This is a genomic window from Brevibacillus reuszeri (genome assembly GCF_002897295.1).
Classification (GTDB): Bacteria; Bacillota; Bacilli; order Brevibacillales; family Brevibacillaceae; genus Brevibacillus; species Brevibacillus reuszeri_A.
In genome coordinates this window covers 1-24,431 of record NZ_BEXF01000013.1, presented here as the reverse complement: position 1 = coordinate 24,431, position 24,431 = coordinate 1, and the positions used below count along the sequence as shown (strand labels likewise).

The 24,431-nt window shown below is 47.5% G+C and carries 22 protein-coding genes; 10 read left to right on the top strand and 12 right to left on the bottom strand.

Annotation, left to right across the window (positions count from 1 at the left end):
- Positions 1-35: 35 nt before the first annotated feature.
- Entirely contained in the window at positions 36-1,709 is a 1,674-nt protein-coding gene (locus tag C3B52_RS20180; protein ID WP_103108208.1) for a peptide ABC transporter substrate-binding protein, read from the bottom strand.
- A gap of 68 nt (positions 1,710-1,777) precedes the next feature.
- Positions 1,778-2,803 (bottom strand): asparaginase, encoded by a 1,026-nt coding sequence (locus C3B52_RS20175; RefSeq protein ID WP_103108207.1) that lies wholly within the window; start codon positions 2,801-2,803, stop codon positions 1,778-1,780.
- 381 nt (positions 2,804-3,184) lie between these two features.
- Between C3B52_RS20175 and C3B52_RS20170 the strand changes: the two genes are divergently transcribed.
- Positions 3,185-4,303 (top strand): deoxyribonuclease IV, encoded by a 1,119-nt coding sequence (locus C3B52_RS20170; protein ID WP_103108206.1) that lies wholly within the window; start codon positions 3,185-3,187, stop codon positions 4,301-4,303.
- 94 nt (positions 4,304-4,397) lie between these two features.
- On the opposite strand, the gene gmd is transcribed toward C3B52_RS20170, so the two are convergent.
- Positions 4,398-5,369 (bottom strand): GDP-mannose 4,6-dehydratase, encoded by a 972-nt coding sequence (gene gmd / locus C3B52_RS20165; RefSeq protein ID WP_103108205.1) that lies wholly within the window; start codon positions 5,367-5,369, stop codon positions 4,398-4,400.
- Positions 5,370-5,664: 295 nt separating this feature from the next.
- Here gmd and C3B52_RS20160 point away from each other — a divergent pair, with 295 nt between their 5' ends.
- Positions 5,665-7,413: a phospho-sugar mutase gene (locus tag C3B52_RS20160; RefSeq protein ID WP_103108204.1), complete on the top strand. Its 1,749-nt coding sequence runs from the start codon at positions 5,665-5,667 to the stop codon at positions 7,411-7,413.
- On the opposite strand, the gene C3B52_RS20155 is transcribed toward C3B52_RS20160, so the two are convergent.
- The 3 genes from C3B52_RS20155 to C3B52_RS37360 all read right to left on the bottom strand — a co-directional run bounded on the left by C3B52_RS20155 (position 7,410) and on the right by C3B52_RS37360 (position 8,863).
- Positions 7,410-8,117 (bottom strand): hypothetical protein, encoded by a 708-nt coding sequence (locus C3B52_RS20155; RefSeq protein WP_103108203.1) that lies wholly within the window; start codon positions 8,115-8,117, stop codon positions 7,410-7,412. The two genes, C3B52_RS20160 and C3B52_RS20155, sit on opposite strands and share 4 nt — an antisense overlap.
- A gap of 305 nt (positions 8,118-8,422) precedes the next feature.
- Entirely contained in the window at positions 8,423-8,554 is a 132-nt protein-coding gene (locus tag C3B52_RS37835) for a hypothetical protein (protein ID WP_268811897.1), read from the bottom strand.
- A gap of 90 nt (positions 8,555-8,644) precedes the next feature.
- Positions 8,645-8,863, bottom strand: coding sequence for a hypothetical protein (locus C3B52_RS37360; protein ID WP_103108202.1), 219 nt, complete (start codon positions 8,861-8,863; stop codon positions 8,645-8,647).
- A gap of 399 nt (positions 8,864-9,262) precedes the next feature.
- Between C3B52_RS37360 and C3B52_RS20145 the strand changes: the two genes are divergently transcribed.
- From C3B52_RS20145 to C3B52_RS20125, 5 genes are read left to right on the top strand one after another with little or no spacing between them, the layout of a single operon-like run.
- Positions 9,263-10,249, top strand: coding sequence for a GDP-mannose 4,6-dehydratase (locus C3B52_RS20145; protein WP_103108201.1), 987 nt, complete (start codon positions 9,263-9,265; stop codon positions 10,247-10,249).
- A complete protein-coding gene (locus tag C3B52_RS20140) occupies positions 10,246-11,487 on the top strand; it encodes a glycosyltransferase family 2 protein (RefSeq protein ID WP_103108200.1) in 1,242 nt (413 codons plus the stop codon). The genes C3B52_RS20145 and C3B52_RS20140 overlap by 4 nt, the downstream gene beginning before the upstream one ends.
- Positions 11,488-11,512: 25 nt before the next feature.
- The gene (locus C3B52_RS20135; RefSeq protein ID WP_103108199.1) at positions 11,513-12,469 is read left to right on the top strand and encodes a GDP-L-fucose synthase family protein; all 957 of its coding nucleotides are present in this window, start codon (positions 11,513-11,515) and stop codon (positions 12,467-12,469) included.
- Entirely contained in the window at positions 12,466-13,581 is a 1,116-nt protein-coding gene (locus C3B52_RS20130; RefSeq protein ID WP_103108198.1) for a glycosyltransferase family 4 protein, read from the top strand. The genes C3B52_RS20135 and C3B52_RS20130 overlap by 4 nt, the downstream gene beginning before the upstream one ends.
- Entirely contained in the window at positions 13,524-15,020 is a 1,497-nt protein-coding gene (locus tag C3B52_RS20125) for an FkbM family methyltransferase (RefSeq protein WP_235615791.1), read from the top strand. Before C3B52_RS20130 ends, C3B52_RS20125 begins: the two co-directional genes overlap by 58 nt.
- A gap of 141 nt (positions 15,021-15,161) precedes the next feature.
- Here C3B52_RS20125 and C3B52_RS20120 read toward each other — a convergent pair whose 3' ends face one another.
- The 5 genes from C3B52_RS20120 to C3B52_RS20100 form a co-directional block, all read right to left on the bottom strand.
- Positions 15,162-16,049, bottom strand: a complete 888-nt coding sequence (locus C3B52_RS20120; protein WP_235615800.1) for an NAD-dependent epimerase/dehydratase family protein — start codon at positions 16,047-16,049, stop codon at positions 15,162-15,164.
- Positions 16,050-16,086: 37 nt separating this feature from the next.
- Positions 16,087-16,854 (bottom strand): glucose-1-phosphate cytidylyltransferase, encoded by a 768-nt coding sequence (rfbF, locus tag C3B52_RS20115; protein WP_103108195.1) that lies wholly within the window; start codon positions 16,852-16,854, stop codon positions 16,087-16,089.
- Positions 16,851-17,942: a CDP-glucose 4,6-dehydratase gene (gene rfbG, locus C3B52_RS20110; protein ID WP_103108322.1), complete on the bottom strand. Its 1,092-nt coding sequence runs from the start codon at positions 17,940-17,942 to the stop codon at positions 16,851-16,853. The genes rfbF and rfbG overlap by 4 nt, the downstream gene beginning before the upstream one ends.
- Positions 17,943-17,947: 5 nt before the next feature.
- The gene (locus tag C3B52_RS20105) at positions 17,948-19,315 is read right to left on the bottom strand and encodes a sugar phosphate nucleotidyltransferase (protein ID WP_103108194.1); all 1,368 of its coding nucleotides are present in this window, start codon (positions 19,313-19,315) and stop codon (positions 17,948-17,950) included.
- A 166-nt stretch (positions 19,316-19,481) separates the two neighbouring features.
- Positions 19,482-20,378 (bottom strand): hypothetical protein, encoded by an 897-nt coding sequence (locus tag C3B52_RS20100; protein ID WP_235615790.1) that lies wholly within the window; start codon positions 20,376-20,378, stop codon positions 19,482-19,484.
- A gap of 171 nt (positions 20,379-20,549) precedes the next feature.
- On the opposite strand from C3B52_RS20100, the gene C3B52_RS20095 reads away from it, so the two are divergent.
- The gene (locus C3B52_RS20095) at positions 20,550-21,398 is read left to right on the top strand and encodes a DUF1698 domain-containing protein (protein WP_103108192.1); all 849 of its coding nucleotides are present in this window, start codon (positions 20,550-20,552) and stop codon (positions 21,396-21,398) included.
- Positions 21,399-21,592: 194 nt separating this feature from the next.
- Complete coding sequence (locus C3B52_RS20085; RefSeq protein ID WP_103108190.1) at positions 21,593-22,780, top strand: glycosyltransferase family 2 protein; 1,188 nt, start codon at positions 21,593-21,595, stop codon at positions 22,778-22,780.
- Positions 22,781-22,788: 8 nt separating this feature from the next.
- Here the strand turns inward: C3B52_RS20085 and C3B52_RS20080 are convergent, their stop codons facing one another.
- Positions 22,789-23,133, bottom strand: a complete 345-nt coding sequence (locus C3B52_RS20080) for a DUF1360 domain-containing protein (protein WP_103108189.1) — start codon at positions 23,131-23,133, stop codon at positions 22,789-22,791.
- A gap of 97 nt (positions 23,134-23,230) precedes the next feature.
- Between C3B52_RS20080 and C3B52_RS20075 the strand changes: the two genes are divergently transcribed.
- Positions 23,231-24,298 (top strand): peptidoglycan-binding protein, encoded by a 1,068-nt coding sequence (locus C3B52_RS20075; protein ID WP_103108188.1) that lies wholly within the window; start codon positions 23,231-23,233, stop codon positions 24,296-24,298.
- Positions 24,299-24,431 lie beyond the last annotated feature (133 nt).

The window sequence follows — 24,431 nt, the reverse complement described above, 5'->3', positions numbered from 1 at the left end:
GCAAAGAAACGTAGCCCTTGTCTTCGTCTATCTTACTATTTTTTACCGATCTCTACCCACTTGTAGTCGAGTGTTCCTACAGGATGGCGGATAATGCCTTTTACATTCTCTTGATCCATGAAGACTTTGGTAGCAAAATAGATTGGCACGAGCGGCATGTCATCCATGAAAATCTTCTCTGCATCATGCATTAGCTTGAAGCGCTCGGTCTCATCTGCGGTGTTGCGAATTTTTTCAACCAGTGCATCATACTCTTTGTTGCTGTAGTTAATCCGGTTACCTGGGTGATCGGTCACATACAGCTCCAAATAGTTGACTGGATCACCATAGTCGGCTGGGATAGTCGAACGGGAGAACTGCAAATTACGTGCGCGCTGATCGGACAAGAATACTTTCCATTCCTTGTTCTCCAGCTTTACATCGACACCGAGGTTTTTCTTGTACATTTCTTGCAAAACCTGCGCGATCGATTTGTGAGCATCGCTTGTATTGTAGGTCATGGTTACTGGCGGCAGTGTCGTCCAGCCTTCCTCTTCCATTCCCTTTTGTAGCAGTGCTTTTGCTTGTTCAATGTCGTTATCCTTGATGAAATCTCCGCCTTTTTCGCGGAAATCACCACCAGTCGGCTCAGGGAAACCGAGCGGTACGTGTGCGAGTGCAGGAGTCTGCTTACCCTGTACCACGTTGTCGATCAAGGTTTGACGATCGATTGCCAGCGCAAACGCTTTGCGGATGTTGACGTTGTTGAAAGGAGGCATCTTGGTATTCATACGGTAGTAGTAGATGGATGCTTCAGATTCTACTTTTGCCTCTCCTGAATCAATCAGCTTCTTTTTCATGTCATTCGGAACGGTCTGCACCATGTCGAGCTGACCAGTTTTATACATTTGGTACTGGGTATTTTCATCGTTTACCATGACCCAATCAATGCCCGCGTACTTCACGGAATCTTTATCCCAATATCCGTCGTTTTTCACGACCTTTACCGACTGATCATGCACCCAATCCTCCATTTTGAAAGGACCGTTTGTTACGAGAGTGGAAGCGTTCTCAGACCACTTCGGATTGCTCTCTGCTACCTTTTTGTTCACAGGGAAGAAGGTAGGCTGCGTGAGAATATGCAGGAAAAAGCCTGCTGGCGCCTTGAGCTGTACTTCCAGCGTCTTGTCGTCTACTGCTTTTACCTTGACTCCATCTGCGTTTCCTTTTCCGTTGTTGAACTCCTCAGCCCCAGCGATGTAGTAAGCGAGGAAAGCGGATGGGAATGCATTGTTCGGATCGAGGATACGCTTGAAGGCAAATTCGAAATCCTGAGCGGTAACCGGGTCTCCATTTGACCATTTGCTATCACGCAGGGTAAAGGTATACGTCTTGCCGTCTTCACTTACTGTCCACTTCTCTGCCATGGCAGGCTGTGGCTTGTGCTCCTTGTCGAGACGCGCCAAGCCTTCCATCGTCGCATTCAGCACCTCATTGGATGTACTGTCGAAGCCTTTTGGCGGATCAAGTGAAGGTGGCTCTGTCTTCAAATTGAGCTTGAGCATCGCCGTCATGTCCGCTTGTCCACTATCTGTTTGTGGTGCTTGTCCTGTAGCTCCTCCTGAGCCTCCTTGCTGTGTTGGCGCTGCTTGTTGGCTACAGCCAGTCACTGCCAGTACAGCTACCAGTGCAGCTGTGCTGAGAAGCCTCCATCCTTTTTGCAACTTCATGTCATGTGACCCCCTTTTTCTTTGTGAAGGAATGGTTATAGATAAACGGCTCCCGAATGAGATGCCATTTATGCACGTAAGGATTTTTCTGTCGCGCTGAGTGTGAAAGCCGCCTCAATACGACCGACAACCGTACCGCTCATGTTCGTAATCGCAGGGTTTGTATATTCTGCAAGATCGTTGAGCGGACCATCGATGCCAATCCCGAGCTGACGCAGGACTTCGTTGACTACCAAATTGATGGCTCGTGGTCCCCCGTCTTCGATTTTTACAGCAATTCCGAGCCCTGTTTGACGATCGCCCAGACAGTACACAGATTCTGCTCCTGCTTTTCCGACGATTCTGCCTTTAAAGGCTGTCATCAAATCAGTGCAGTAGCGATTGTTTCCACCTACCATCTCTGGATGAGCTGTCATGGCATCCGTAACACGAATAACTGCTTGCTGCCGCGTCGGATTCGAGATGACCTCTGGTTTCGCAAGCTTTGCAAAAGCCCACGCGTAATTCGCCAGAGGCAATTGATGAACAGGAACACCACAGCCATCTGTTCCCATGTAAATCTTATCTTTTGGATATCCCGTCATGTCTTCTACGACGTCGAGAATTCGCTGCTGAACAGGATGCTCCGGCAAGTGATACGTAGCAACGTCCTCTCCCATATGTGTCGCAGTCGCGATCATTCCGGAGTGTTTTCCAGAGCAATTGCTATAAATCGGCGTGAGTGGTTTTCCCTCGCGGATCAGCTGTTTGTAGCTCTCCTCATCACGTGGTACATGAGTGCCGCACTGCAAAACTTCCTCTGGCTGTCCAGCACGCTCTAGCATCGACATGGCACGCGATCGATGGCGCGGCTCTCCGCTATGGGACGCACAGCATAGAGACAAGTCTGCAGGCTCCAATTGATAGCGATCTGCAGTCCCTGTTTCGATGACCGGGATTGTCTGCATCGGCTTCATGCTGGAGCGCGCATACGTCAGCCGAAACGGATCACCGTATGAATAAAGTAATGTACCTTCTGAATTGACGACAGCGATGTGACCGAGATGGGAGCTTTCTACCTTTTCTCCCCTGTATACGTTGGCTACCACGTTCATAAGAAGTCTCCTTTGATAATGAATGTTAGAATGTTTGTATTTTTCTTTATAAGCAAGTGGCGTGCCAACTTATGAAGCCCACCCACAAAAACGAATTTTCTGCCTATTATCAATACTCTGGACTCATCAATCGTTACTTTTTATTCGAAATAGGTTATCCTATTTCCGTTAACGGGTTATCTCGTTAAATTAATAGGTTCATTTTAAATGATGCGCGCATAGAAATACCCCTTTTTCCTACTCATTTCTGGAAATAGGGGTACCAATCAGTTTTTTATGTTCTTCCTATTGGACGAAACGATCATCTTACGTTACTTTTATGTATAGAGCATTCACTTGTTTTACCGTCGTATATATGAATAGAAAGAGGGATCTCAATCTATGTTGAAAATAGGTTCACATGTATCTTTCTCTGGCAAAGGACTTCTAAATTCTGCCCAAGAAGCGACTGCGTATGGCTCTAGCACGTTCATGATCTATACGGGCGCTCCGCAAAACACGCGTCGCAAGCCGATCGAAGAGCAGTTCATCGCAGAAGGAAAAGAAGTCATGGACAAGCACGATATAAACGAGATCGTCGTCCATGCCCCATACATCATCAACCTCGGTTCTTATAAGGACGACACCTACGAGCTGGCTGTTCGCTTTTTACAGGAAGAAATACGCCGTACGGACTACCTCGGCGTAAAAAACATCGTACTGCACCCTGGTGCCTACACCGATAAAGATGCGGAATACGGCGTTGCACGTATCGCTGAGGGTCTTAACGAGGTGCTTAGCGGCGTCAAGGACACTAATGTAAACATCGCGCTGGAAACGATGGCTGGCAAAGGGACAGAAATTGGCCGCAGCTTCGAAGAGCTAGCGGGGATCATGGAAAAAGTGGAAGACAATCGCAGGCTGCGCGTATGCATGGATACTTGCCATATTCACGATGCCGGCTACGATATTGTCAATGATTTCGATGGTGTACTCGAGCAATTCGACCGGGTCATCGGTCTGGATCGTCTGTCCGTCGTCCACCTGAATGACAGCAAAAACTTCCGTGCAGCGGGCAAGGACCGCCATGCTCCTGTAGGTGCTGGCTTGATTGGGTTTGATGCGATGAAATACATCGTCGATCACGAAAAGATTCGCCATTTGCCGCTCATCTTGGAGACACCGTGGATTTCAAAGGAAAAAGGTAATGAGCGCCCAATGTATGAGGCTGAGATCGCTTTGCTTCGCGGCAACGTAGAGAGCCGCTTCGGCAGCGACTTCCTCGACCATGTGGAGCGTATGGAATTCTTTTTCCACAAGCACGAAGTAGATCGTCGTCTGTTTGTCGTAAATACCTGGAACCTGCTCAAAAATGATGCCAAGGCAAAGAAAGCTGACGGCCGCGAGCCGATGGAGCGCCTGTACGACATGATTGTCGATGCTAAGCTGTTCGAGGAGCTAAGTGAGGAGCAAATCAATCAGCGTATGGTGGCATGGTTTGCTGGCAAGCAAGCATTTTAACGGATAATCACCTGTTCCTTGGAACGAAAGCACGTACAAAAAACGAGGTTGCACCTGTGATGTGCAGCCTCGTTTTTTTCTCATATGTTTTTGGTTATAGGGTACTCGCAACCCGCTGCAAATCCGCTTCCACCATCATGTGAATCAATTGCTCCAGATTCGTTTTCGGCTTCCACCCTAATTGCTGCTTCGCCTTTTCCGGATTCCCCAGCAATAGATCAACTTCTGCTGGCCGATACAGCTCAGGATCGATTACCACATAATCCTGGTAGTCTAATCCCACGTAGTCGAAAGCAATCTTGCACATTTCCTCAACCGTAGAAGTTTTTCCTGTGGCAATGACAAAATCATCCGGATTATCCTGCTGAAGCATCAGCCACATCGCTTCCACATAATCGCCGGCAAAGCCCCAATCTCGCTTGGCCTGAATGTTGCCGAGGCGCAGCTCCTTTTGCTTTCTTCCCGCTATTCTGGCTACAGCATGTGTCACCTTTCTCGTAACAAATTCTAACCCGCGCAGCGGTGACTCATGATTAAACAATATTCCGTTACAGCTATACATTTGAAAGCTTTCCCGATAGTTCTTGGTCATCCAATATCCAAACAGCTTTGACACAGCATAAGGACTGCGGGGATAAAAAGGGGTATTTTCTGACTGCATCGGTTCCTGAATCAGCCCATACAGCTCACTAGAAGACGCTTGGTACATTTTTATGCCTGGGTCCGTTTCGCGGATCGCTTCCAATACGTGCAGGACTCCCATCCCCGTCACTTGTGCTGTAAGAATCGGTTGCTCCCAGGACGAGCCGACAAAGCTCTGCGCGGCCAAATGATAGACCTCATCTGGTTTACATGCTTTCATGGCACGAGTCAGAGAAGAAACATCAAGCAAATCTCCGTCTTTGTACTCCACCTGATCGGCAATCCCCAAGTACTCCAGCCGCCACCTGTCGATGGTAGCGCGACGAGGAACCAGTCCAACCACTCGATACCCTTTTTCCAACAATAGCTTTGCCAGATAAGCGCCGTCTTGTCCGGTGATTCCTGTTAGGAAAGCCGTTTTCATTAGGCACTTCCCCTCCTTCAGGCTCTGTCAAGATTTACTCTCCCGCAAGTTCCATTGATCATCTCTTAAGCATATGCCAAACCATACAAATGCGTTCAACGCCCAAGGATAATGCTGGAGACGACAAAGGCTCATGAGCGATAGGGCAATGCTAGAATCTGGTTTCCTCTATACTTCAATCATACTCTTCAAGTCGCCATTTCATGTCGAAGTACCTCTTGCGCTTCACTCCCTTCTGGTATCGGTAATACCTTACATAACAAGGACTTTTTTTCGATGAGGAGTGAATCGAGCAATGAAAGCTGATTGGCAAACAAACTATACTCGCTGGAATGAGTTTGCTGCTCTCGACCCTGCGCTGCGGGAGCAATTAGATTTGATCCAAATGGATAGCAAGCATCTGGAGGATTGCTTTTATAAACCGATTGATTTTGGAACAGGGGGCATGCGTGGTGTCATGGCACCAGGAATTAACCGAATAAACCTGTACACCATTCGTAAAGTAAGTGCTGGTCTTGCTCTCTATTTACTTGAGCAAAATGCCGATGTCGCGGAAATGAAAGTCGTGATCGCATATGATTCCAGACAGCACGCCAAGGCTTTTGCCATGGAAACAGCAAAGGTTCTAGGAAAGTACGGCATAACCTCTTGTTTGTTCTCCAAGCTGACACCGACACCCCTGCTCTCTTTTGCCGTACGCCAACTTGGTGCTTGTGCAGGAGTTGTAATCACCGCCAGCCATAATCCTCCCGAATACAACGGCTACAAAATTTACGGCAGTGACGGAGGACAAATCCCACCCCATACGGCCTCACGAATCCTTGAAAAAATGGACGAGGTAGGAGACGAGCTGCTTGTCGAGGTCGTCGATGAAAGCGAGCTGCTCGCATCTGGACGTCTACGCATGGTGGAGAATGAAATTTTTGATACGTATTTGGCTTCCCAGGAGCAGCTTCGCTTTTCCTCAGCTCGTCTCGTTTTGAAAACACACCAGCCACGTATTGTTTTTTCGCCATTGCACGGAACTACGCACGACCCGATCCTGCATGGACTTGTCGATCGTGGCTTCCAACAAGTAAGAGTCGTACCCGAACAGGCCAATCCTGATCCTGAATTCACGTATGCAAGCTCACCGAACCCCGAGAATCCCGAAGCGTTCAGACTCGCCTTGAAATATGCTCGCAAAAAAGGAGCAGACCTGATTATTTGCACCGATCCTGATGGCGATCGTCTAGGTGTTGCCGTACGCACAAAACCCAATCAGCACATCATTCTGACCGGCAATCAGATCGGAGTGCTCCTACTTGACTATCTCCTCTCACACAAAAAAGCTGAGAGCAGTCTCCCAGCTAACAGCGTGGTAGTAAAAACCATTGTGACATCGGAAATGGTCCGTGCAATCGCAGCGTCCTACCATATCAGCACTGTGGACACCCTTACCGGCTTTAAGCATATCGGTGAAAAAATGTACGAATTTGAGCAAACCAGGCTGTATCATTTCCTGTTCGGCCTGGAAGAAAGCTGCGGGTATTTATACGGTGATTTCGTCCGTGACAAGGATGGTGTGCAAGCCGCCTATTTACTTGCCGACGCCTGTGCCTATCAGCTTTCCCAAGGCTCAAGCCTCTATCAGCAATTACAGCTGCTTTATCAAAAGTACGGCTACTACCAGGAGGATTTAGTCTCCATTACGTATACGGGCCGAGACGGGATGGAAAAAATGACAACACTCCTCACTTCCATCCGCCACGCACCACCAAACGCAATCAGCTGCCAGAGCATAGCAACTGTTGAGGATTATAAGACAGGATTACGCCATGACCTTTTGTCAGGAGAAACCACTGGCCTTTCCCTGCCCACAAGTGACGTTTTGAAATTCCATTTGGAAAATGAAGCCTGGTTTTGCATCCGCCCTTCTGGCACAGAACCGAAGCTAAAGCTGTATTTCGGCGTCAAGGAGCAGTCACAAGAGTCCGCTCAGACTCAGCTTGCAGCGTTGAAGCAGCACGTACTTGCTTACCTGCGCCGTCTTATGCCCAGCTAAATTTCTACGGTTGGTCCACTTCCTTGTGGATGCCCGCCTTGGTTCAGTCCATAGCTCGGCGGATGATACGCTTGCTCAGGTGTCAGCGCAGGAAAGCCCGATTTCTTGCATAAATCACGCCTGATAAAGAACGCATTTACGCCCTTCGAATCTGTTCCAATCAAATCATAGCCGAGCTGGTTGCCCAATTCTGCCAATGAGGTCAGGCTCGCACCGAAATAGGTGGTTCCATTCCACATAAACTGCGGATCATATGCGACCACCATTTTTTGCGGCGGCGGAAAAGAGGCATTGTACTCCATGATGACGACACGCGGCTTGTAGGAAGCAAGTGCTTGCCACACCCAGTAATCAATACCATCTAGATCGATGGTAAGCAGGTCAAATTCTATCGGTACTTGCAGCTGTGCGAAAATCGCAGCAATATTTTCTCTCGTAATAAAAGAATAGTGCGTGACAACGTTAGGAAATGCAGCATAGTTTGCTCGCAAATGCTGGTAGTTTAGTGGGTGACCCTCGATCATGACCCCGGACCAGTGATGCGAGCATGCTAAATTTTTGGACATGCATTCCAAACCGCTCTGCACGCCGAATTCAACGAAATAGCGATTGGTCGTTCCGATCCGTGAAAACAGCTCTTCGATGATACCATCTTCGCCGTTTTGTGAGAAAAGCCGTTTTTCGTACTTGTTAATCCTCTCCATTAGTCTAGCCTCCCTTCTCTTCCTCCCTATTCTTCATCGTATTTGACTCTTCTCCAAAAGGTATTAGTCGTCTGCTCCCTGTTTGAAAAAAGGCAATTCCACACGCCAGTGTATTCATATGATTAAGGAAGGAAAGAAAAGGAGTGCATGACATGGGCATACCCATCATTTTTTTCCAGCGAAACTTCCAAGAACATGTGTTCTTTAGTTTACAACAAGCAAAGCTTAGCAATAAGTTTTCACGTGTCATCCTTCTGGGAACAGAGGATACCCATCCGTTATGCAAGAATAACATGGAGCACTACCTAATCAGCGATTACTGCAGAGGTGCCCGTCAATTTGAAGCCATTTATGTGCACCAATCCACGAATTCCTACGAATACAGCCTTTTTAATTTTCAGCGCCGGTTCATCTTGAAGGATTTTATGAAACAGCAAAACTTGGAGCTGTGCTTAGTAATAGACTCCGATGTTCTTTTATTCACTCCCATTGATTCTTCTGACTTTCATTCTTTTTCCATGGAGTTTTCATGGACTTCGTTTATTTCCCTCGAAAAGGCAAATGCCTTTTGTAGCTACGTTATGATGCAGTTTCAAAATCCCGTTCTTCTTTCCAGAACCTTGTTCTACGCTCAAAAACTCGGGCATGGTCTCGTATCCGACATGGTTTTGTGTGATCTCTTTCATCTCGATCACCCGGAATTTCCTAAGTGCTTTGGTATTTTTTCCGACTGCTTTTTTGATCATAATCTGAACTGTTCCTTGCCCCTCTACCTCCCTCAATTAGAGCTATTGGATGGCAGAAAAAAAGTATATCTACGTAATAACCAGCTCTATTGCCAAAAGGTGAACTCCCGTGATTTGCTGCGTGTCTGCTCCCTGCATTTTCAAGGGCATGCAAAACCATTTATGAAACACTTCATATCCTCTAGCTTCCCCTCTTCCTCTTCCCCTTTATTTTTCGATTACCAGTTCTCCCGGTGGATTCCTTGTGATCCTTAGCTTTTCGTAATCAGTCTTCGGCAAAAAAGACATTCGCCGTGCCAGTGTGCTCTTGATTGTACTATATATAAAACATCTGCTTCCTTGACAAATGATTATCCAGCTCGCTTTGTAAGGAACATCATGAACAAGGGGGGGCGCCTCTTGAAAGCACTCATTACGGGCATTACCGGCTTTGCAGGAAGTCATTTAGCTGAGTATTTGCTCGCTCGCGGCAATATCGAAATCTATGGAACATACCGCATACGTAGCCGGATGGACCATATATCGCATCTGGTAGATCACATTTCGCTGGTCGAATGCGAACTTACGGACCCCCATGCGGTCGATCAGATGATTAAGCTCATCCGACCAGAACAGATTTACCATCTCGCAGCGCAGAGCTTTGTCCCAACCTCCTGGAACTCCCCTGCCGATACACTCACGAACAATATTGTCAGCCAGCTGCATCTTTTTGAAGCGGTGCGAAAATGGGATGTAGACTGCAAAATTCAAGTGGCATGCTCCAGTGAAGAGTACGGTATGGTTTATCCGGGGGAAATCCCTGTGCAAGAAAATAATCCACTGCGCCCGCTCAGTCCTTATGCGGTGAGTAAAATCGCGCAGGATTTCCTCGGCTATCAGTACTTTCAGAGCTACGGTCTCTCGATCGTTCGTACACGTACCTTTAATCATACTGGGCCACGGCGTGGAGAACACTTCGTCACCTCCAATTTTGCCAAGCAAATTGCACAAATTGAACTAGGCTTGCAGCCCCCGTTTGTCGATGTGGGAAATCTGCAGGCCAGACGTGATTTTACAGATGTCAGAGATGTTGTCAAAGCATATTGGCTCTCTCTTGAGCGCGGAGAACCGGGAAGCGTCTATAACATTTCCTCAGGGACGACGAGAACCATCGAAGAAGTTCTCCAGATACTCCTGACCTTCACCACGGCCAATGTCCAGATCCGCGTTGATCCCAAAAGGCTTCGCCCATCCGATGTAGATGTTCTACTCGGCGACTCCAGTCTGTTTCAGGAAAAAACCGGATGGAAGCCGGAAATTCCCTTTCACCAGACATTAAAGGATCTGCTTGAATATTGGAGAAACATCCTGCGCTGCAAGCAGCAAAGGGAGGGAGACCAAAAATGAGGAACCAGGAACTGCCTCTGATCAGCGTCATTACCCCCTCCTATAACCAGGCTACCTTCATCAAACAAACAATCGAGAGTGTTCTCATGCAGGATTACCCCAATATCGAGCATATTGTGGTCGATGGAGGATCAACTGATGGGACACTGGAGATTTTGAACAGCTACCGTTATTTAGGCGATCGCTTTCGCTTTGTTTCCGAACAGGATCGTGGACAATCCGATGCCATTAACAAAGGGATGAGCATGGCGAGGGGTGAGATCATCGGATGGTTGAATTCGGATGATACGTATTTGCCTGGTGCTGTTTCCAAAGCCATGCACGCTCTTGCCCAGAATCCTGCATGGTCGATGGTGTATGGAAACGCCTACCACATTAACGAGCAAAATAAATTCATAGGTGTATATCCTACCAAACCATTTTCACGCCAAAGCCTTTTTCTGTTCTGCATCATCTGTCAGCCTTCTGCTTTTGTGAGAAAAGAAGTCTTCCAGTCTGTCGGCGGTGTCGATGAGAGTCTTCATTATTGCATGGATTACGATTTGTGGATGCGTATCTCCAAATCCCATCAGGTTGGACACATCGGCGATTTTCTTGCCGCTTCACGCTTGCACGCAGCCTGCAAATCCATTGCTCTGGAGATCGAGCTCGGACTCCCAGAAATTCTCAAGACGAGCATACGCCATTTCGGTACGGTGGCGAACGACTGGCTCTACCACTTTTTAACTCACTATCCGCAAAAAGGCGTCCACTGGTTTCTCGATCTGTTCAAGGCACACCACGTATTCGGAAACACGCCGATTTTGGTTGACAGCAATCGTTATTCAAGCTCCTGGGTTCCACCACGCTACCGTTTATCGTTGTTCGTCGATCCGCTCACCCCTATGCAGGCGCTTCTAATCAAGGGTGTAAATACACTGTTCAACCAACCCGTGCACGCTCATGTCCTAGTCAACAACGTCCCAGCTGCCTACCATGTCATTCCTGCCGGTCATTTTGAGACATGTATCACTCTCCCCGTCCACGAACCCAATTCTACAGTAGAACTCGTATGCAGCCGCCAGCAGCTCATCTCTTCCCCTGAGGATGAGTCGATTCGCCAGCCTGTCAGCTTTCAGGTTCAGCATGTGTTTCCCTTGTCCGCACAGGAGCATCAATTTTATATGCAGTTCAAGAAAAATCCCCAGCAAGTGGCTGGTTGGCTGCTGAAAAATCGTCATCCTGTGCCAGCGTTATGAGCCTAAAAAGGAAGGTGTTGCATACATGAATCTGTCGGAAAAACGGATCGTTGTTACCGGCGGAGCAGGATTTCTGGGTAAACACGTCGTGGAAGAGCTTCACGTAAAGCAATGCCAGCACGTGTACGTTCCCCGAAGTCGCGACTTTGACCTACGCAAAGAAAACGACATCCGCCACATGCTGCAAGCCTTCAAACCAGAAATCATTATCCATCTCGCTGCAGTTGTCGGTGGGATCGGCGCCAACCAAAAGAATCCTGGCAAATTTTTTTATGACAACCTCATTATGGGCACCCAGTTGATTGAGCAAGCTCGACTTTTTGGCGTCGAAAAGTTTGTAGCGATCGGGACGATTTGCTCGTACCCTAAATTTGCAACAGTGCCTTTTATGGAGGAAGATTTGTGGAGCGGTTACCCGGAAGAAACGAATGCCCCTTATGGTATGGCGAAAAAAATGATGCTGGTTCAGTCGCAGGCTTACCGCGAGCAATACGGCTTTAACTCCATTTACTTGTTACCCGTTAATTTGTACGGTCCACACGACAACTTCGACCTGGAAACCTCTCATGTAATCCCAGCGATCATTCGAAAATGCATCGAAGCGAAGCAAAGGAAGGAAGAGCAGATTGTTTTGTGGGGAACCGGAAATGTAACACGGGAATTCATCTATGTAGAGGATGCAGCTCGTGCCATCGTGAGCGCGACGGAATGCTTTAATGCCTCAGACCCCATCAATATCGGCTCTGGCGAAGAGACCACTATTCGCCAGCTGGCAGAAACGATACAACAGCTCTGTGGCTATACGGGACGGATCGTTTGGGACGCAAGCAAGCCGGATGGCCAGCCACGCAGGCAGCTCGACACTCGCAAAGCAAAGACAGCTTTTGGCTTTAAGGCGAGTACTCCCCTGCTCTCTGGCTTGCAAAAAACCATTGAATGGTACTGTCAGCATTCGCTCAGTAACGAGGTGAAGGCTCCATGAGAATCGGTGTGAATTTGCTTGCTGTCATTCCTGGCAAAATCGGGGGCATGGAGCAATATGTACGCAATTTGCTCTCCTACTCCATTCAAACCCATGACCAGAATCAGTGGTTTCTTTTCCTGACCAAAACCAATTACCATACGTTTCCGAACCACCCCAAAATTCAAAAGGTCATGATGCATGAGCATATCGATTCCCAGACCCAGTTTCATAGCTGGATTCGCAGTCTTCGTCTGGACCTTTGGTTCTGTCCTTTGCTGGTCCTCAATCCGTTTGACGTTTCCATACCGAGTGTGATTAATATTCCGGACATTCAACACGAGTACTATCCGCAATTTTTTGATGCCAATCAATTATCATGGAGAAAAACAACCTATCAGGCTTCAGCGCAGCGGACCAATGCCGTACTGACGCTTTCTGAGTTTTCCCGGGCAAGCATGATCGAAAAATTTGGGCTGCCTGCCCACCAGGTTCATGCCATCCACCTCGACTCTGCACACGAATTCTCTCTTCCCTTTGATGCGGCGATGAACCAACGCGTCAAGCAAAAGTACGCATTACCAGACCATTACGGCTTTTATCCAGCCAATACGTGGTGGCATAAAAATCACGTCAGCCTTCTTTCGGCCATCGCTTATTTGCGCGATGTACATCAGGTACGAATTCATATGGTTTTCACTGGCGCTCCCCAGGAAGCTCACGGACAAGTGATGCGCTCCATTGCCGAGCATCATTTAGAAAATCAGATCACGTGGCTAGATTACATTCCGCAAAATGAAATGCCTTACGTGTTCCGTAACGCTTACTTCCTCTGCTTCCCCTCCCTTTTTGAGGGCTTCGGTATTCCTTTGGTTGAGGCGATGCGGACCGAGCTTCCCATCATCTGCTCCAATTCTGGCAGTATTCCCGAAATTGTGGGAGAAGCAGCTCTGCAATTCGATCCAGTGTCTCCTGAGGATATCGCCAAAAAAATCGTAGAAATACACGATGTCAACACGAGAGAAAGCCTGATCAAAAAAGGCATGGCACAAGCAAGCAGATTTTCCTGGGCAAAATGCGCGCAACAAACGCTGTCGGTCTTGCACCGCGTCGCAGGGAGATCATTTTCCTAGAAAGGAGTATGCATATGTCGCGAATGAATCAAATTCGCCAGATGTGGCAAACGGAAATGCGCGTTCCCTCTGGTCTTACTGCACAGGAGGCTTGGGACTTCTGGATACTGGAATCCCCTCCTTACGATGTAAAAACGGCAGCTGTCAAAGAGTATGGAAGCAAGCACCAAATACGTACACTTGTCGAAACTGGAACCTTTCACGGATACATGGTGGCAGCTCAGAAACAGCATTTTGACCAGATTTATTCCATTGAATTGGACGAAGCGCTATTTCTGGCAGCCAAAAACAACTTTGCAGGAGAGTCCCATATCTCCATCCTGCACGGGGATAGCAGCAAGGTGCTTCCGAGCTTACTGGCATCGATTAACGAGCCATGTCTGTTCTGGCTTGACGGTCACTACATTCCTCTTTCCATAGAGTCAGCCAAGGGGGATCTCGACACTCCCATTTTGGAAGAGCTGGCCACTATTTTATCGCATCACGTAACAGACCATGTCATTTTGATTGACGATGCACGCTGTTTTATCGGACCCAATCCGTTGCTTAAGGATTACCCTACGATCGAGGAGCTGAAGCAGTACGTCGCCACTCTGCGTCCTGACCTGCATTTCGAGGTGAAAAATGACATCATACGTATCCACCCGCCTCGAACAGTAAGTGCGACAAAGACGGTTCAGTTTCGTCTGCCATTTGATCAGAAAAGCTTCTTGATCCACGGCAGCCATTCTGATCAGAGTGTTCTTTATTATGTGGAAATGGCCGATGGTCTATATGAGGATTATGTCATCAACCTATTGCGAAAGGTTGTCCAGCCCGACTATGTTTGCCTGGATATTGGTGCCAATCTCGGTACCATATCGCTTGCCCTGAGCTATCTAGCACCATCTGGCAAGGTATATGCGTTTGAACCCTCGAGCATCAACTACCACTTTTTAACGAAAACGCTTGAGGATAATCAGATCCAAAATGTAGAACCGGTTCCATTGGGCGTATTTGACCGAAACGGTACCGTCGAATTTTGCGAGGTCGATCGCGGTGGCGGCTGGTCCTTCGTCGCCAGCGAAGCAACCTCCGCTGCAACGGATACCATTACCTGCACACGTCTGGATGACTGGGTTGCGAAGAATCATTTGTCCCGAATTGACCTGATAAAAATCGATGTAGAGGGCTCAGAGGTCCAGGCATTAACTGGCGCTGTCCAGACGTTCAAAAATTTCAATCCTGATCTCGTCATTGAGTTCAATCCTGACAATCTGCGTGGCTATTTCGGCAAAGATCCCAATGAGCTCTTTCTCAGGATCTTCTCCCTCTACAACCATGTCTATTTGATTAAAAGGGATGAGTCATTAGTTGAGATCAGTACCTATCATGAACTGCTTGAATTAATCAAGCCATTCCACGGGGATTTGTTCTGCACAAACAAGACCATTCTTTGATAAACTCAAATCCACCTAATGTGGGCTACTCAGAAAACGTGGCAGCTAAAGCTGACCATGTTTTTTGGTCTATACTCCGTTCTATACAAAAAAGACGGACAGAGGAAGCTTGCGCCCTGTCCGTTTTCTTCATTCTTTTGTTTATACGAGTCCTTCTAGTTTCATCATCTTAGCAAGCCCAGCGTCTAGCTCCACTTTACTTTTCCAGCCAAGCATTTGGAGAGCTGTCGTGTCAGCTTGTGAGCACATAATCTCCTGCTCACGATACGGAATCGCCCCAAATTTCAACTGCGCAGATGACTTAGTCAACGCATGTATTTTTTGTACCAGTACGCGAATGGAGGTAGCGTGACCTGTTCCCACCTGATATTCGTTAAACCCTTTTGGCAATACCGTACTTTCACTTAGAAGTGCGAGATACGCCTCTACTACATCATCTACGTACACAAAATCTCTCTTCTGTTCTCCGGCGGTGAGCGCTATTTCTACGTTTCTTCTCATACATTGCCTAATCACAAATGGGATGAACTTGGTCGGTTGATCCATTGGTCCGTACACATGCTCCAGCCGTATATTGACGAAGCTTGTTTGGTGCATCGCAGAGAAATATTCGCCCCACTCCGCGAACTGTTTTTTGGTCAGGTGATATCCCAGCATGTACGTTGCTTGCCAAGAGAGTGCCCTACGTGAAAAAGTGTCTGTATTCAGGAACAGACTGATGCCATACTTGATCGAAGCTTGCAGGAGTCGGAGCGGAAAGACGACGTTCGTCTCAAGCAGTGCTGCATCCGATTCATCACGACGCCCATATGCAGTTGCCGTATGAATAATGGCATCAAAAGGCTGATGGCGCTCAAACGGTACGCATAAATCTGTCGTATCCAGATCGTAGCTGGTGATATCGCTCGCAATATCTGTCAGGCGCGCGCAATCCGAAAAGCTTCTCTTGAGAATGACGACATGATGATGATTTCGCACCAGAGCTCTTGCCAGATGGCTTCCCAAAAATCCGGTAGCTCCCGTAAGCATGATTCTCAAGCTCTTCTGCCTCCCCGCATCTGTCCTCCTACTTCCACTCCGCTTTTCCGCTTTTCCATAACGACTCCAGGTAGTTTTTATCCCGCATCGTATCCATCGGGTGCCAAAAACCTGTATGCTTGTATGCAGCGAGCTGCCCGTTCTGCGCTAATTGCTCCAGTGGCTCGCGCTCAAAGACCGTTTCATCCCCATCCAAATAAGAAAAAACATCTGGCTCCAGAACGAAAAATCCGGCATTTATCCATCCTCCGTCGCCATTTGGCTTTTCTTGAAAGCCCCTCACTTGATTATCACTGCCAAGGTCCAAAGCACCAAAGCGACCTGGAGGCTGTGTAGCTGTAATCGTAGCCAGCTTTCCATGGCCGCGGTGATAGGAGACCAGCTTTTCAATATTGATGCTGGAGACACCATCTCCATAAGTGAGCATAAATGGAGCGTCCCCTACGTATGACTGGATTCGCTTGATTCTGCCCCCTGTCATTGTATCCTTGCCTGTGTCAATGAGCGTGACCTTCCACGGGTCCTGGCATGGATTATGCAAAGTCATCTCATTGCCCTTTGAAAAATCAAATGTGACATCTGACTGATGCAAAAAATAGTGTGCAAAGTATTCTTTGATCATGTAGCCTTTGTAGCCCAGACAGATGATAAAGTCGTTGTAGCCGTACCGGGAATAGGTGGACATGATATGGCAAATAATCGGTTTATCTCCTATCGCTATCAGGGGCTTTGGTTTAAGCTGTGATTCTTCGCCAATTCGTGTGCCATATCCACCCGCCAAGATGACCACCTTCATGAAGCCCCCTCCTTCAAGTAATGATCAATCTGCTCCAAGCAAACTTCCTTCATATCCTTTTTTTGCTGATAGGCTCTTGTCCATTCCATAATAGCATCGAGCGCTTGCTCCAGTGACCAGCGAGGATGCCACCCCAGCTGTGTGATCGCTTTTGCACAATCTAGCTTTAAGTACGTCGCTTCGTGAAAGGGAGAGTCTGAAGTGATTTGGTAGGAAGCCTGTGCCCCCCATTTCTCACACATACGCGCTGTGATCCACTCTACCGTTTTGGCATCTCCTGGGTCGGGACCAAAATTCCAGCTTGATGAATAGCGCCGTGGGTCCTCCCAAAGCTTCTCTGCCAGCAGTAGATAGCCGCACACCGATTCGAGAACGTGCTGCCACGGTCGTATAGCTTGCGGATTTCGAAGCACGACCTTATCTTTGTTCAATAGGCTTTGAATCAAATCGGGGATGAGCCTGCCAAAGGTCCAGTCTCCTCCTCCTATCACATTGCCTGCCCGCGCAGTAGCTATCCCGAGCTTTCCGCCTGAGGCATCGGATTGAAAAAAGGATTGTCGATAGCTGGCTGTCACCAATTCGGAGCACGCCTTGCTATTCGAATAAGGATCATGCCCACCCAGCGTGTCCACCTCGCGATAGCCCCAGGGCCATTCCTTGTTTTCGTAGCATTTGTCCGTCGTTACATTAATGACAGTCCTGATCGGAACCTGTGCCAGTGCGGCTCTTCGTACCGCTTCTAGCACATGAACCGTCCCCATCACATTTGTCTCATAGGTTGTGAGCGGGTCGAGATAGGACATGCCAACCAAAGGCTGTGCTGCCATATGAATGACGATATCTGGCCGTGCCTCCATGACTGCCTTTGTTATGTCTTCCTTTTTGCGGATATCTGCGCAAATATGCTTATGGAGTACTGATTCCAGGCTACAAAGCTCAAATAAATTGGGCTTTGTCTGCGGGGCAAGTGCGTATCCTGTTATCTGTGCACCGAGCGCGTGCAGGACCAGACACATCCATGAGCCTTTGAAGCCTGTATGGCCTGTCAAAAAGACTCTTTTATTTTTCCAGAATACGTTATCTAGCATCATTGCTACTCACTTACCATTTCGAGAATGTCGTTCCAGCTCATGCCTATGCGAACAATATCCTCTTCTATTAATTTGCTGCCCATCTGCACCTCGATGATATCCAGATCACTGATTGCTTTGATGGCATGCTTGGCACCTACAGGTATTTCTAACACATCCCCTGGGCGAATGCGAAATAAGCGGTCATTCAGGACAAAATCTCCTTCACCCTCCACGACCATCCACACCTCGCTTCGATAGTGATGGTATTGGTAGCTCAAATTTTTGCCGGCATGAATATGAAGCCGCTTCGTCAAAACCTCTACTTTTTCACTCATTTTTTGAAGTTGCAAAACATGGTACCAGCCCCATCTTCTCTCCTCAAACATAGGACGCTGGCTCCAGTCCCTTGCGATATCCTTGACGACATGACTTTTATCCTTAGCAGAAACCAGGATGCCATCTGGACTAGCCGCAATTACTAGATCTGACACCCCAATCGACACGATCGGCAGGTCCAACTCGTTGATGACATGCGTATTGCTGCTCTCTTCCAGATACACGCGTCCCACAGAATGCTCGCTCATTTCTTCTGTCAGCGTATTCCATGTCCCCAAGTCTTTCCAATCACCTGCATAAGGGACGACCACTACATGCTTTGCCTTTTCCACTACTTCGTAGTCAAAGCTAATTTTGGGCAGCTGAGTGTATGTTTGGAGCAATTGGTCATGGTCGATTGGTATGTTTCTTTTATTCATTTCCTTCAGCAAATAGCCCAAACGAAATGCAAAGACGCCGCAATTCCATAATGCCTGTTCGGAAAGGAGTCCTCTCGCCTGTTCTTCCGTTGGTTTTTCCGTAAATCTCGCTACTTTTTGATAAAGCTGAGATTCGTCTGTTACGGGCTTTGGCACAATATAGCCGTATTTGGTTGACGGGTACGTAGGTTTCACACCCATTAAGGCCAAATCAGCACCCGAAGCCTCGATCACTATCTCCAATTGCTTTAGCTTCTGGAAAAAATGATCCTCCACAAACGAGTCGACAGGCATAACCGTTACTATCTCGTCACGTCCTAATTTTTTAACAGTGTGCAAGTAGCTCGCTACTAGAGCAATTGCTGGAAACGTATCCCGCTTCTGGGGTTCCAGTATGAGTGGTACATTCATTCCGAGCTGACTATATATCAGATCTACTTGTGATTGGCTTGTCGAGATAAAGGTCATATCCAGACACTGATTGGAAGCTAACTGCCGCCACATTCTCTGCACCATCGATTCTGGACCGCCGTTTGGACTCTCGATTAGTTTTAAAAATTGTTTGGAGCGAACATCATTGGAGAGCGGCCACAACCTTTTCCCTGAACCGCCCGATAGCAATACCAGTTTCATCTAGGCCACCTCTGTCCGTTATACTTCATGCATGAACCATCATATGAAAGCAGAAATAGCGATGACCGTTTTACCCGCTAAAATGGTCGATTCTCCCGACTGTCACGACTTTTTCCATAGACAAAACCCCCGTTAGTCACATAACGGGGGTACACAGGGACAATCATTACATCACAGGTGTCCATTGTCCTGTCAGATAATCGTAATACTGGGCGCCTGTACTTTGTGGAATGTTGGAAAATAAGAAATCGTGCATGAAGTTTTTTGACTCTAATCCTTGAAAATGCAGGGAGTTTATTCGTTTGTACGAGCCGCTGGTCAGGTCCTTGCAGTAGAGGAGTCCTTGATTCACATACACTTTTTTCTTGTCGGCAAGTGCTTCAGCCCAAAGTGGCCGATTTATATTTTCATCGAAAAAGGAATCTCCGAATGTCCCATGCGTGTGCGTCTGCCCAGAGTAGTGTCGAAAATACAGCAAGCAGAGCACCATGTCAGAGACGAGAGGGACTCCATTTATGACTTGATCATATTCGATCGTAATTTGTACGAGCTGACGGAATAACGAGGGATTGACAAAGTACTTCATCATGAGGTTACAAAAACGATCCAATGTGTCGATGCCTACGAAACTTGTCCATGCAAATTCCATGGAAAATGGGCGAAACTCCGGATTGGAAACATTTGTATACAACATCACATCAGAATCGACATAAAAGCAGCTCTGCATTCCTCTCTTTCGCATAAAATCACGCAATATGAACCAGCGCTGAAAGCAAAAAAGATTATATTCGTAGCTCATCACGTGCATATGCTGATAAACCTTGGCAAAGCTTTGGGCAGTCACCATATGGTAATCCATCAGCTCGTGGATGATTCCGGCCGTCGCAAATTTTCGATTCGTGACTTTCCCAAGCAGGTAGACGGGTGAATGGGGGTTGCTTAACTTGGCTTGCCGCAGGCTGTAGGTAAGATAATCGTCATCTCCCCTGTGCATGAATATGATAGGCAAGGTCATCGCTTCCGCCCCTCCTTTGGCTTTCATTCTTCCTTTCACCGTATTCACAAGAAGCAGGCTCGGAAACGGCCAACTGTCGTGGGCTTCCTGCCTAAATTTTTGTTCATCTATGTGAATTTGGGGCTTCTCCCCCGTATCCCGTCAACCTATGTGTACATATCGTAAAGATAGCGTGATGACATTTTTTGATCGCTTTTTTGCCAAAAGGAGGGAACAAAAGTGGGAGGAACATGGACAGACAGTGAAATTTTAGCTGAGATCGGAAAACGCAGCTGGTACCATAAAATCTCGCTTCGCCCAGGTATATCTACACCAGGTCTCGCGATCTTGGAACCACTGTGGGAGAGTACTCGCAGATCAAGGCAGCATTTGAATTATGCAGGTAAACGAGTCCTCGACGTCGCCAGCTTTGACGGCATGTGGGCTTTTGAGGCAGAACAGCTCGGGGCATCTCTTGTTGTAGCAACCGACTGCATGCAGCCCCTTTACTCCAATTTTGAGCTGTGCAAGGATATTCTGGGCAGTAAGGTTCTTCCCTTGTACAACATCTCTCCCTATACCCTCTGGGAGGGCCTGAAAGTCTTGTTGATGGACGACTTTAGCGCCCCACTCCCGTTTCCTCAGCAAATCCGTCACAACTTGTTCGACATCGTCCAGCATACCGGACTGCTTTATCACGTACGCGACCCGTTGTGGACCATTTCGCAAGCACGGAGCGTCGTCAAAACGGGTGGACACCTGCTCATCGAAACAGCTTGTATTCTTGATGACAAGGAATCAAGAATGATCTTTAACGGGCCTCCCGGAAGCATGAATCGAATTTATCATGATATCACTACTTATTGGGTGCCATCCATAAAATGTCTGAAGGAAATGCTTGCAAGCACGCTCTTTGAACCTCTTCCCCACACGATTCAAACGATCAGCTCTGGCACCAAAAATAACTACCCGATCGGACGCGTCACCATGGTGGCAAGGGCAATTAGCGCCCAGGAAACAGCCGCAGACTCTTATGCAGAATTACTGCGCATTTATCGAAATCCAGGGTTAGTCCCAGACTATCTGTAAGGAATTTACTTTTTATATCGGAGTGTGTGCCATTCTGCGGGAGGCCACACTCTTTTGTTATTTTGCTTCAAGCTGTGCCATTGTTTGGATTCAAAATAAGAAATGTATCCCGATACCAATGCTTCTCCTTGTACATATCCTATTTCAGGCGTGCCGTTTTTTGGCGCTGGAAATTTTTGAAAGGAGTGGCGCACATGTCTACCCCCCAGCTTCCTCTCGTCAGTATCGTGACTCCTTCCTTTAACCAGGGAAGATTTATCCGAGAGACGATTAACAGTGTTCTTCTTCAGGATTACACCAACATTGAGATGATTGTCATAGATGGCGGCTCGACAGATGATACACTCGCTATTTTACAGGAGTACGCACAAGCAGACAGTCGCTTTCGATATATCTCTGAACCAGACCGTGGACAATCCCACGCAATTAACAAAGGGTTTGCCAGAGCACAAGGGTCCATTATCGGCTGGCTGAACTCTGATGATACTTATTTGCCAGGTGCGATTCGCAAAGCCGTGCAAGCCTTTTTACAAAACCCGCAATGGGGTATGATTCATGGCAAATGTCAGGTCGTGAATGAACACAGCCTGGCAGTGAATACGTTTCCTTCCGATCACGCAGATGCCAAGCGCTTATTTTATACATGCTGTGTCTGCCAGCCGGCCGCTTTTATTCGCAGTCATGTGATTGCACAAATGGGTGGTGTGGATGAAAAGCTGCACTTTTGTATGGACTACGAGCTGTGGATGCGGATTGCCAAATTTCATCAAATCGGCTTTATACCCGAGTTTTTTGCAAATGCACGCATCCATACCACGTGCAAATCCATGACCCAGTGGCACTCGATCGGGATTCCGGAAGTGTTTAAATCGTTAGCGAAGCATTATTTGAGCATTCCAAGCGGATGGGTGTCCCACGTTTCACAATATCGAGGTCTGGGCGTGATTGAATTATTAAAGCAGTACAAGACCTTCCCTTCCAACTCGTCTCGAATCGCGAGCATGAACCGATTCCCTGACTTGTGGGCACCGCCTGTCCTGCGGGTTATGGTCGAATCTGATCCCAGCAACCCGTCACACATTCTGTTGCTGAAAGGTTCTGTTCCTGGTCCGACTGCCAAAGTGACAAAACCGTTCACCTTGACTGCTTTGGTAAACGGCGTCAAGGCTAAATCATTTACAGTCGAAAAGCCCATTTTCGCAATTGAAGTCCCACTCGATCCACGGACACATATTCATCGGGTAGATATTGCTTCCTCCAGTATTGGTCCTGCTACTCCGCCACAAATCCACAACAAGCTCGTAGGCGGTTACCGAGCTGATGAAGTGATCCCGCTTTCACACGATGAGTTTATCGTTTACCATACCTTTTCACGCAGCTAATTTTGTCATCACATATACAGCTTCGTTTCGATTACAGCCGCCGCTCCCGCTATCGCCAAAATAAGCAGGATAGGATAGGCGGCTGGTACATACATGTACAGCGCAACAATGAGCACTCCAATCCAAATGCCGACACACCAATGGCAGCTAAGTAGCTTTCCAATCCATTGGCGCACCGCTCCCCCTTTGAATTGGAAATCACGAACGACTTGACCCGATGAATCGGTGACATAAGTGACCTTTATAAAGGGCTCGCGCAAAAAAGAAGTAATCTCATCAAAGACAATCAGATGGGTAAGTCGAAAGCTTGCCAGCACAAGGATAACCATGTCGATCCAGGAGAGATCAAACACCTCTTCTCCACCTCTTTCCAATATTTTGAGCTTTTTTATTCCACTGGCAATTTAGTACCATTACAAGGAGCGACAAACCAGAGAAAGGCGTGATGACATGAATCGCAGCATGAAGAAGATTGCCGCTATCCTTTCCCTGTCCGTCTCCGTCACCATGATCGGACAACCTGCCTTTGCGAAATCGACTTTTACCCCTTTGAAAAAAGGGATGAATAACGCACGGGTTTTAGAAGTGGAAAAGATGCTCGACGCTTTGAAATTTGATCACAAATTAAAGGTAGACAAGCTCTATAACAGCTACACTGCTTACAACGTCAAGCAATTCCAGAAGAAGTACAAGCTAAAGCAAACAGGAATTGTAAACAAAGCCACGTACGATAAAATGAAAAAGACTTATGCCTCTCTAAACAAAAAGCCGGAAACAAAACCGGAGACTCCGTCAAAGCCAGCCGATCAAACGGGAACGCTGAAGCTGGGATCTAGTGGAGAACGAGTCAAAGAGCTGCAAAAAATGCTTGCTGCCCTCGGCTATAAAATAACAGTGAATGGCACGTATGATGATTCCACTCGTTTTAATGTGATGCTATTCCAGTCGCGAAACAAGCAGACCTTGACAGGCGAAGCAGACGCAAAAACGTACAGTACAATCCAGACGCAATACAAGAACAACAAAGGGCAAACAAAGCCTGATCCAGTGACTCCTGTTACTCCTTCTAATCCTGATCAGCCGCAAAAGCCTGGCACAGGAACTGTAAATCCAAGCGTTCCGTTGCCTTCTGAATTGACTGCTGATGAAAAGGAAATGGTCCAGCTCGTGAACAAGGAGCGTGCCAACAGCGGGCTTGCGCCATATCAGGTCGACATGCAATTAGTGAAGGTAGCACGTGTGAAGGCACAGGAGATGGTCGATAAAGGGTACTTCAGCCACACCTCTCCTACGTATGGCTCGCCGTTTCAAATGATGGAAAGCTTTGGCATTAACTACCGAGCAGCTGCTGAAAACATTGCTCAGAATCCATCCGTAAGTGGCGCTCATCAAATGTTTATGAATTCTTCGGGACACAAAGCCAATATTATGAGCTCTGCTTATGATTATGTGGGGATTGCTGTAGTGAACGGCGGCCCACACGGAAAAACATTCGTGCAGATGTTCCTGAAAAAATAGCCTTGGAATCGAGTAGGAGGGGGTGACTAACCCCCGACCTCTCACACCACCGTACGTACCGTTCGGTATACGGCGGTTCATCTAAGTTTGACGTAAAAGAAAATACCTATCCTTAAGACTCTTAAGACCTTCG

Coding starts and splice junctions, on each gene's coding strand:
- C3B52_RS20180 (WP_103108208.1), bottom strand. CDS start 1,709: ATGAAGTTGCAAAAAGGATGGAGGCTTCTCAGCACAGCTGCACTGGTA.
- C3B52_RS20175 (WP_103108207.1), bottom strand. CDS start 2,803: ATGAACGTGGTAGCCAACGTATACAGGGGAGAAAAGGTAGAAAGCTCC.
- C3B52_RS20170 (WP_103108206.1), top strand. CDS start 3,185: ATGTTGAAAATAGGTTCACATGTATCTTTCTCTGGCAAAGGACTTCTA.
- gmd (WP_103108205.1), bottom strand. CDS start 5,369: ATGAAAACGGCTTTCCTAACAGGAATCACCGGACAAGACGGCGCTTAT.
- C3B52_RS20160 (WP_103108204.1), top strand. CDS start 5,665: ATGAAAGCTGATTGGCAAACAAACTATACTCGCTGGAATGAGTTTGCT.
- C3B52_RS20155 (WP_103108203.1), bottom strand. CDS start 8,117: ATGGAGAGGATTAACAAGTACGAAAAACGGCTTTTCTCACAAAACGGC.
- C3B52_RS37360 (WP_103108202.1), bottom strand. CDS start 8,863: ATGATCAAAAAAGCAGTCGGAAAAAATACCAAAGCACTTAGGAAATTC.
- C3B52_RS20140 (WP_103108200.1), top strand. CDS start 10,246: ATGAGGAACCAGGAACTGCCTCTGATCAGCGTCATTACCCCCTCCTAT.
- C3B52_RS20135 (WP_103108199.1), top strand. CDS start 11,513: ATGAATCTGTCGGAAAAACGGATCGTTGTTACCGGCGGAGCAGGATTT.
- C3B52_RS20130 (WP_103108198.1), top strand. CDS start 12,466: ATGAGAATCGGTGTGAATTTGCTTGCTGTCATTCCTGGCAAAATCGGG.
- C3B52_RS20125 (WP_235615791.1), top strand. CDS start 13,524: ATGCGCGCAACAAACGCTGTCGGTCTTGCACCGCGTCGCAGGGAGATC.
- C3B52_RS20120 (WP_235615800.1), bottom strand. CDS start 16,049: ATGCTTACGGGAGCTACCGGATTTTTGGGAAGCCATCTGGCAAGAGCT.
- rfbF (WP_103108195.1), bottom strand. CDS start 16,854: ATGAAGGTGGTCATCTTGGCGGGTGGATATGGCACACGAATTGGCGAA.
- rfbG (WP_103108322.1), bottom strand. CDS start 17,942: ATGCTAGATAACGTATTCTGGAAAAATAAAAGAGTCTTTTTGACAGGC.
- C3B52_RS20105 (WP_103108194.1), bottom strand. CDS start 19,315: ATGAAACTGGTATTGCTATCGGGCGGTTCAGGGAAAAGGTTGTGGCCG.
- C3B52_RS20085 (WP_103108190.1), top strand. CDS start 21,593: ATGTCTACCCCCCAGCTTCCTCTCGTCAGTATCGTGACTCCTTCCTTT.
- C3B52_RS20075 (WP_103108188.1), top strand. CDS start 23,231: ATGAATCGCAGCATGAAGAAGATTGCCGCTATCCTTTCCCTGTCCGTC.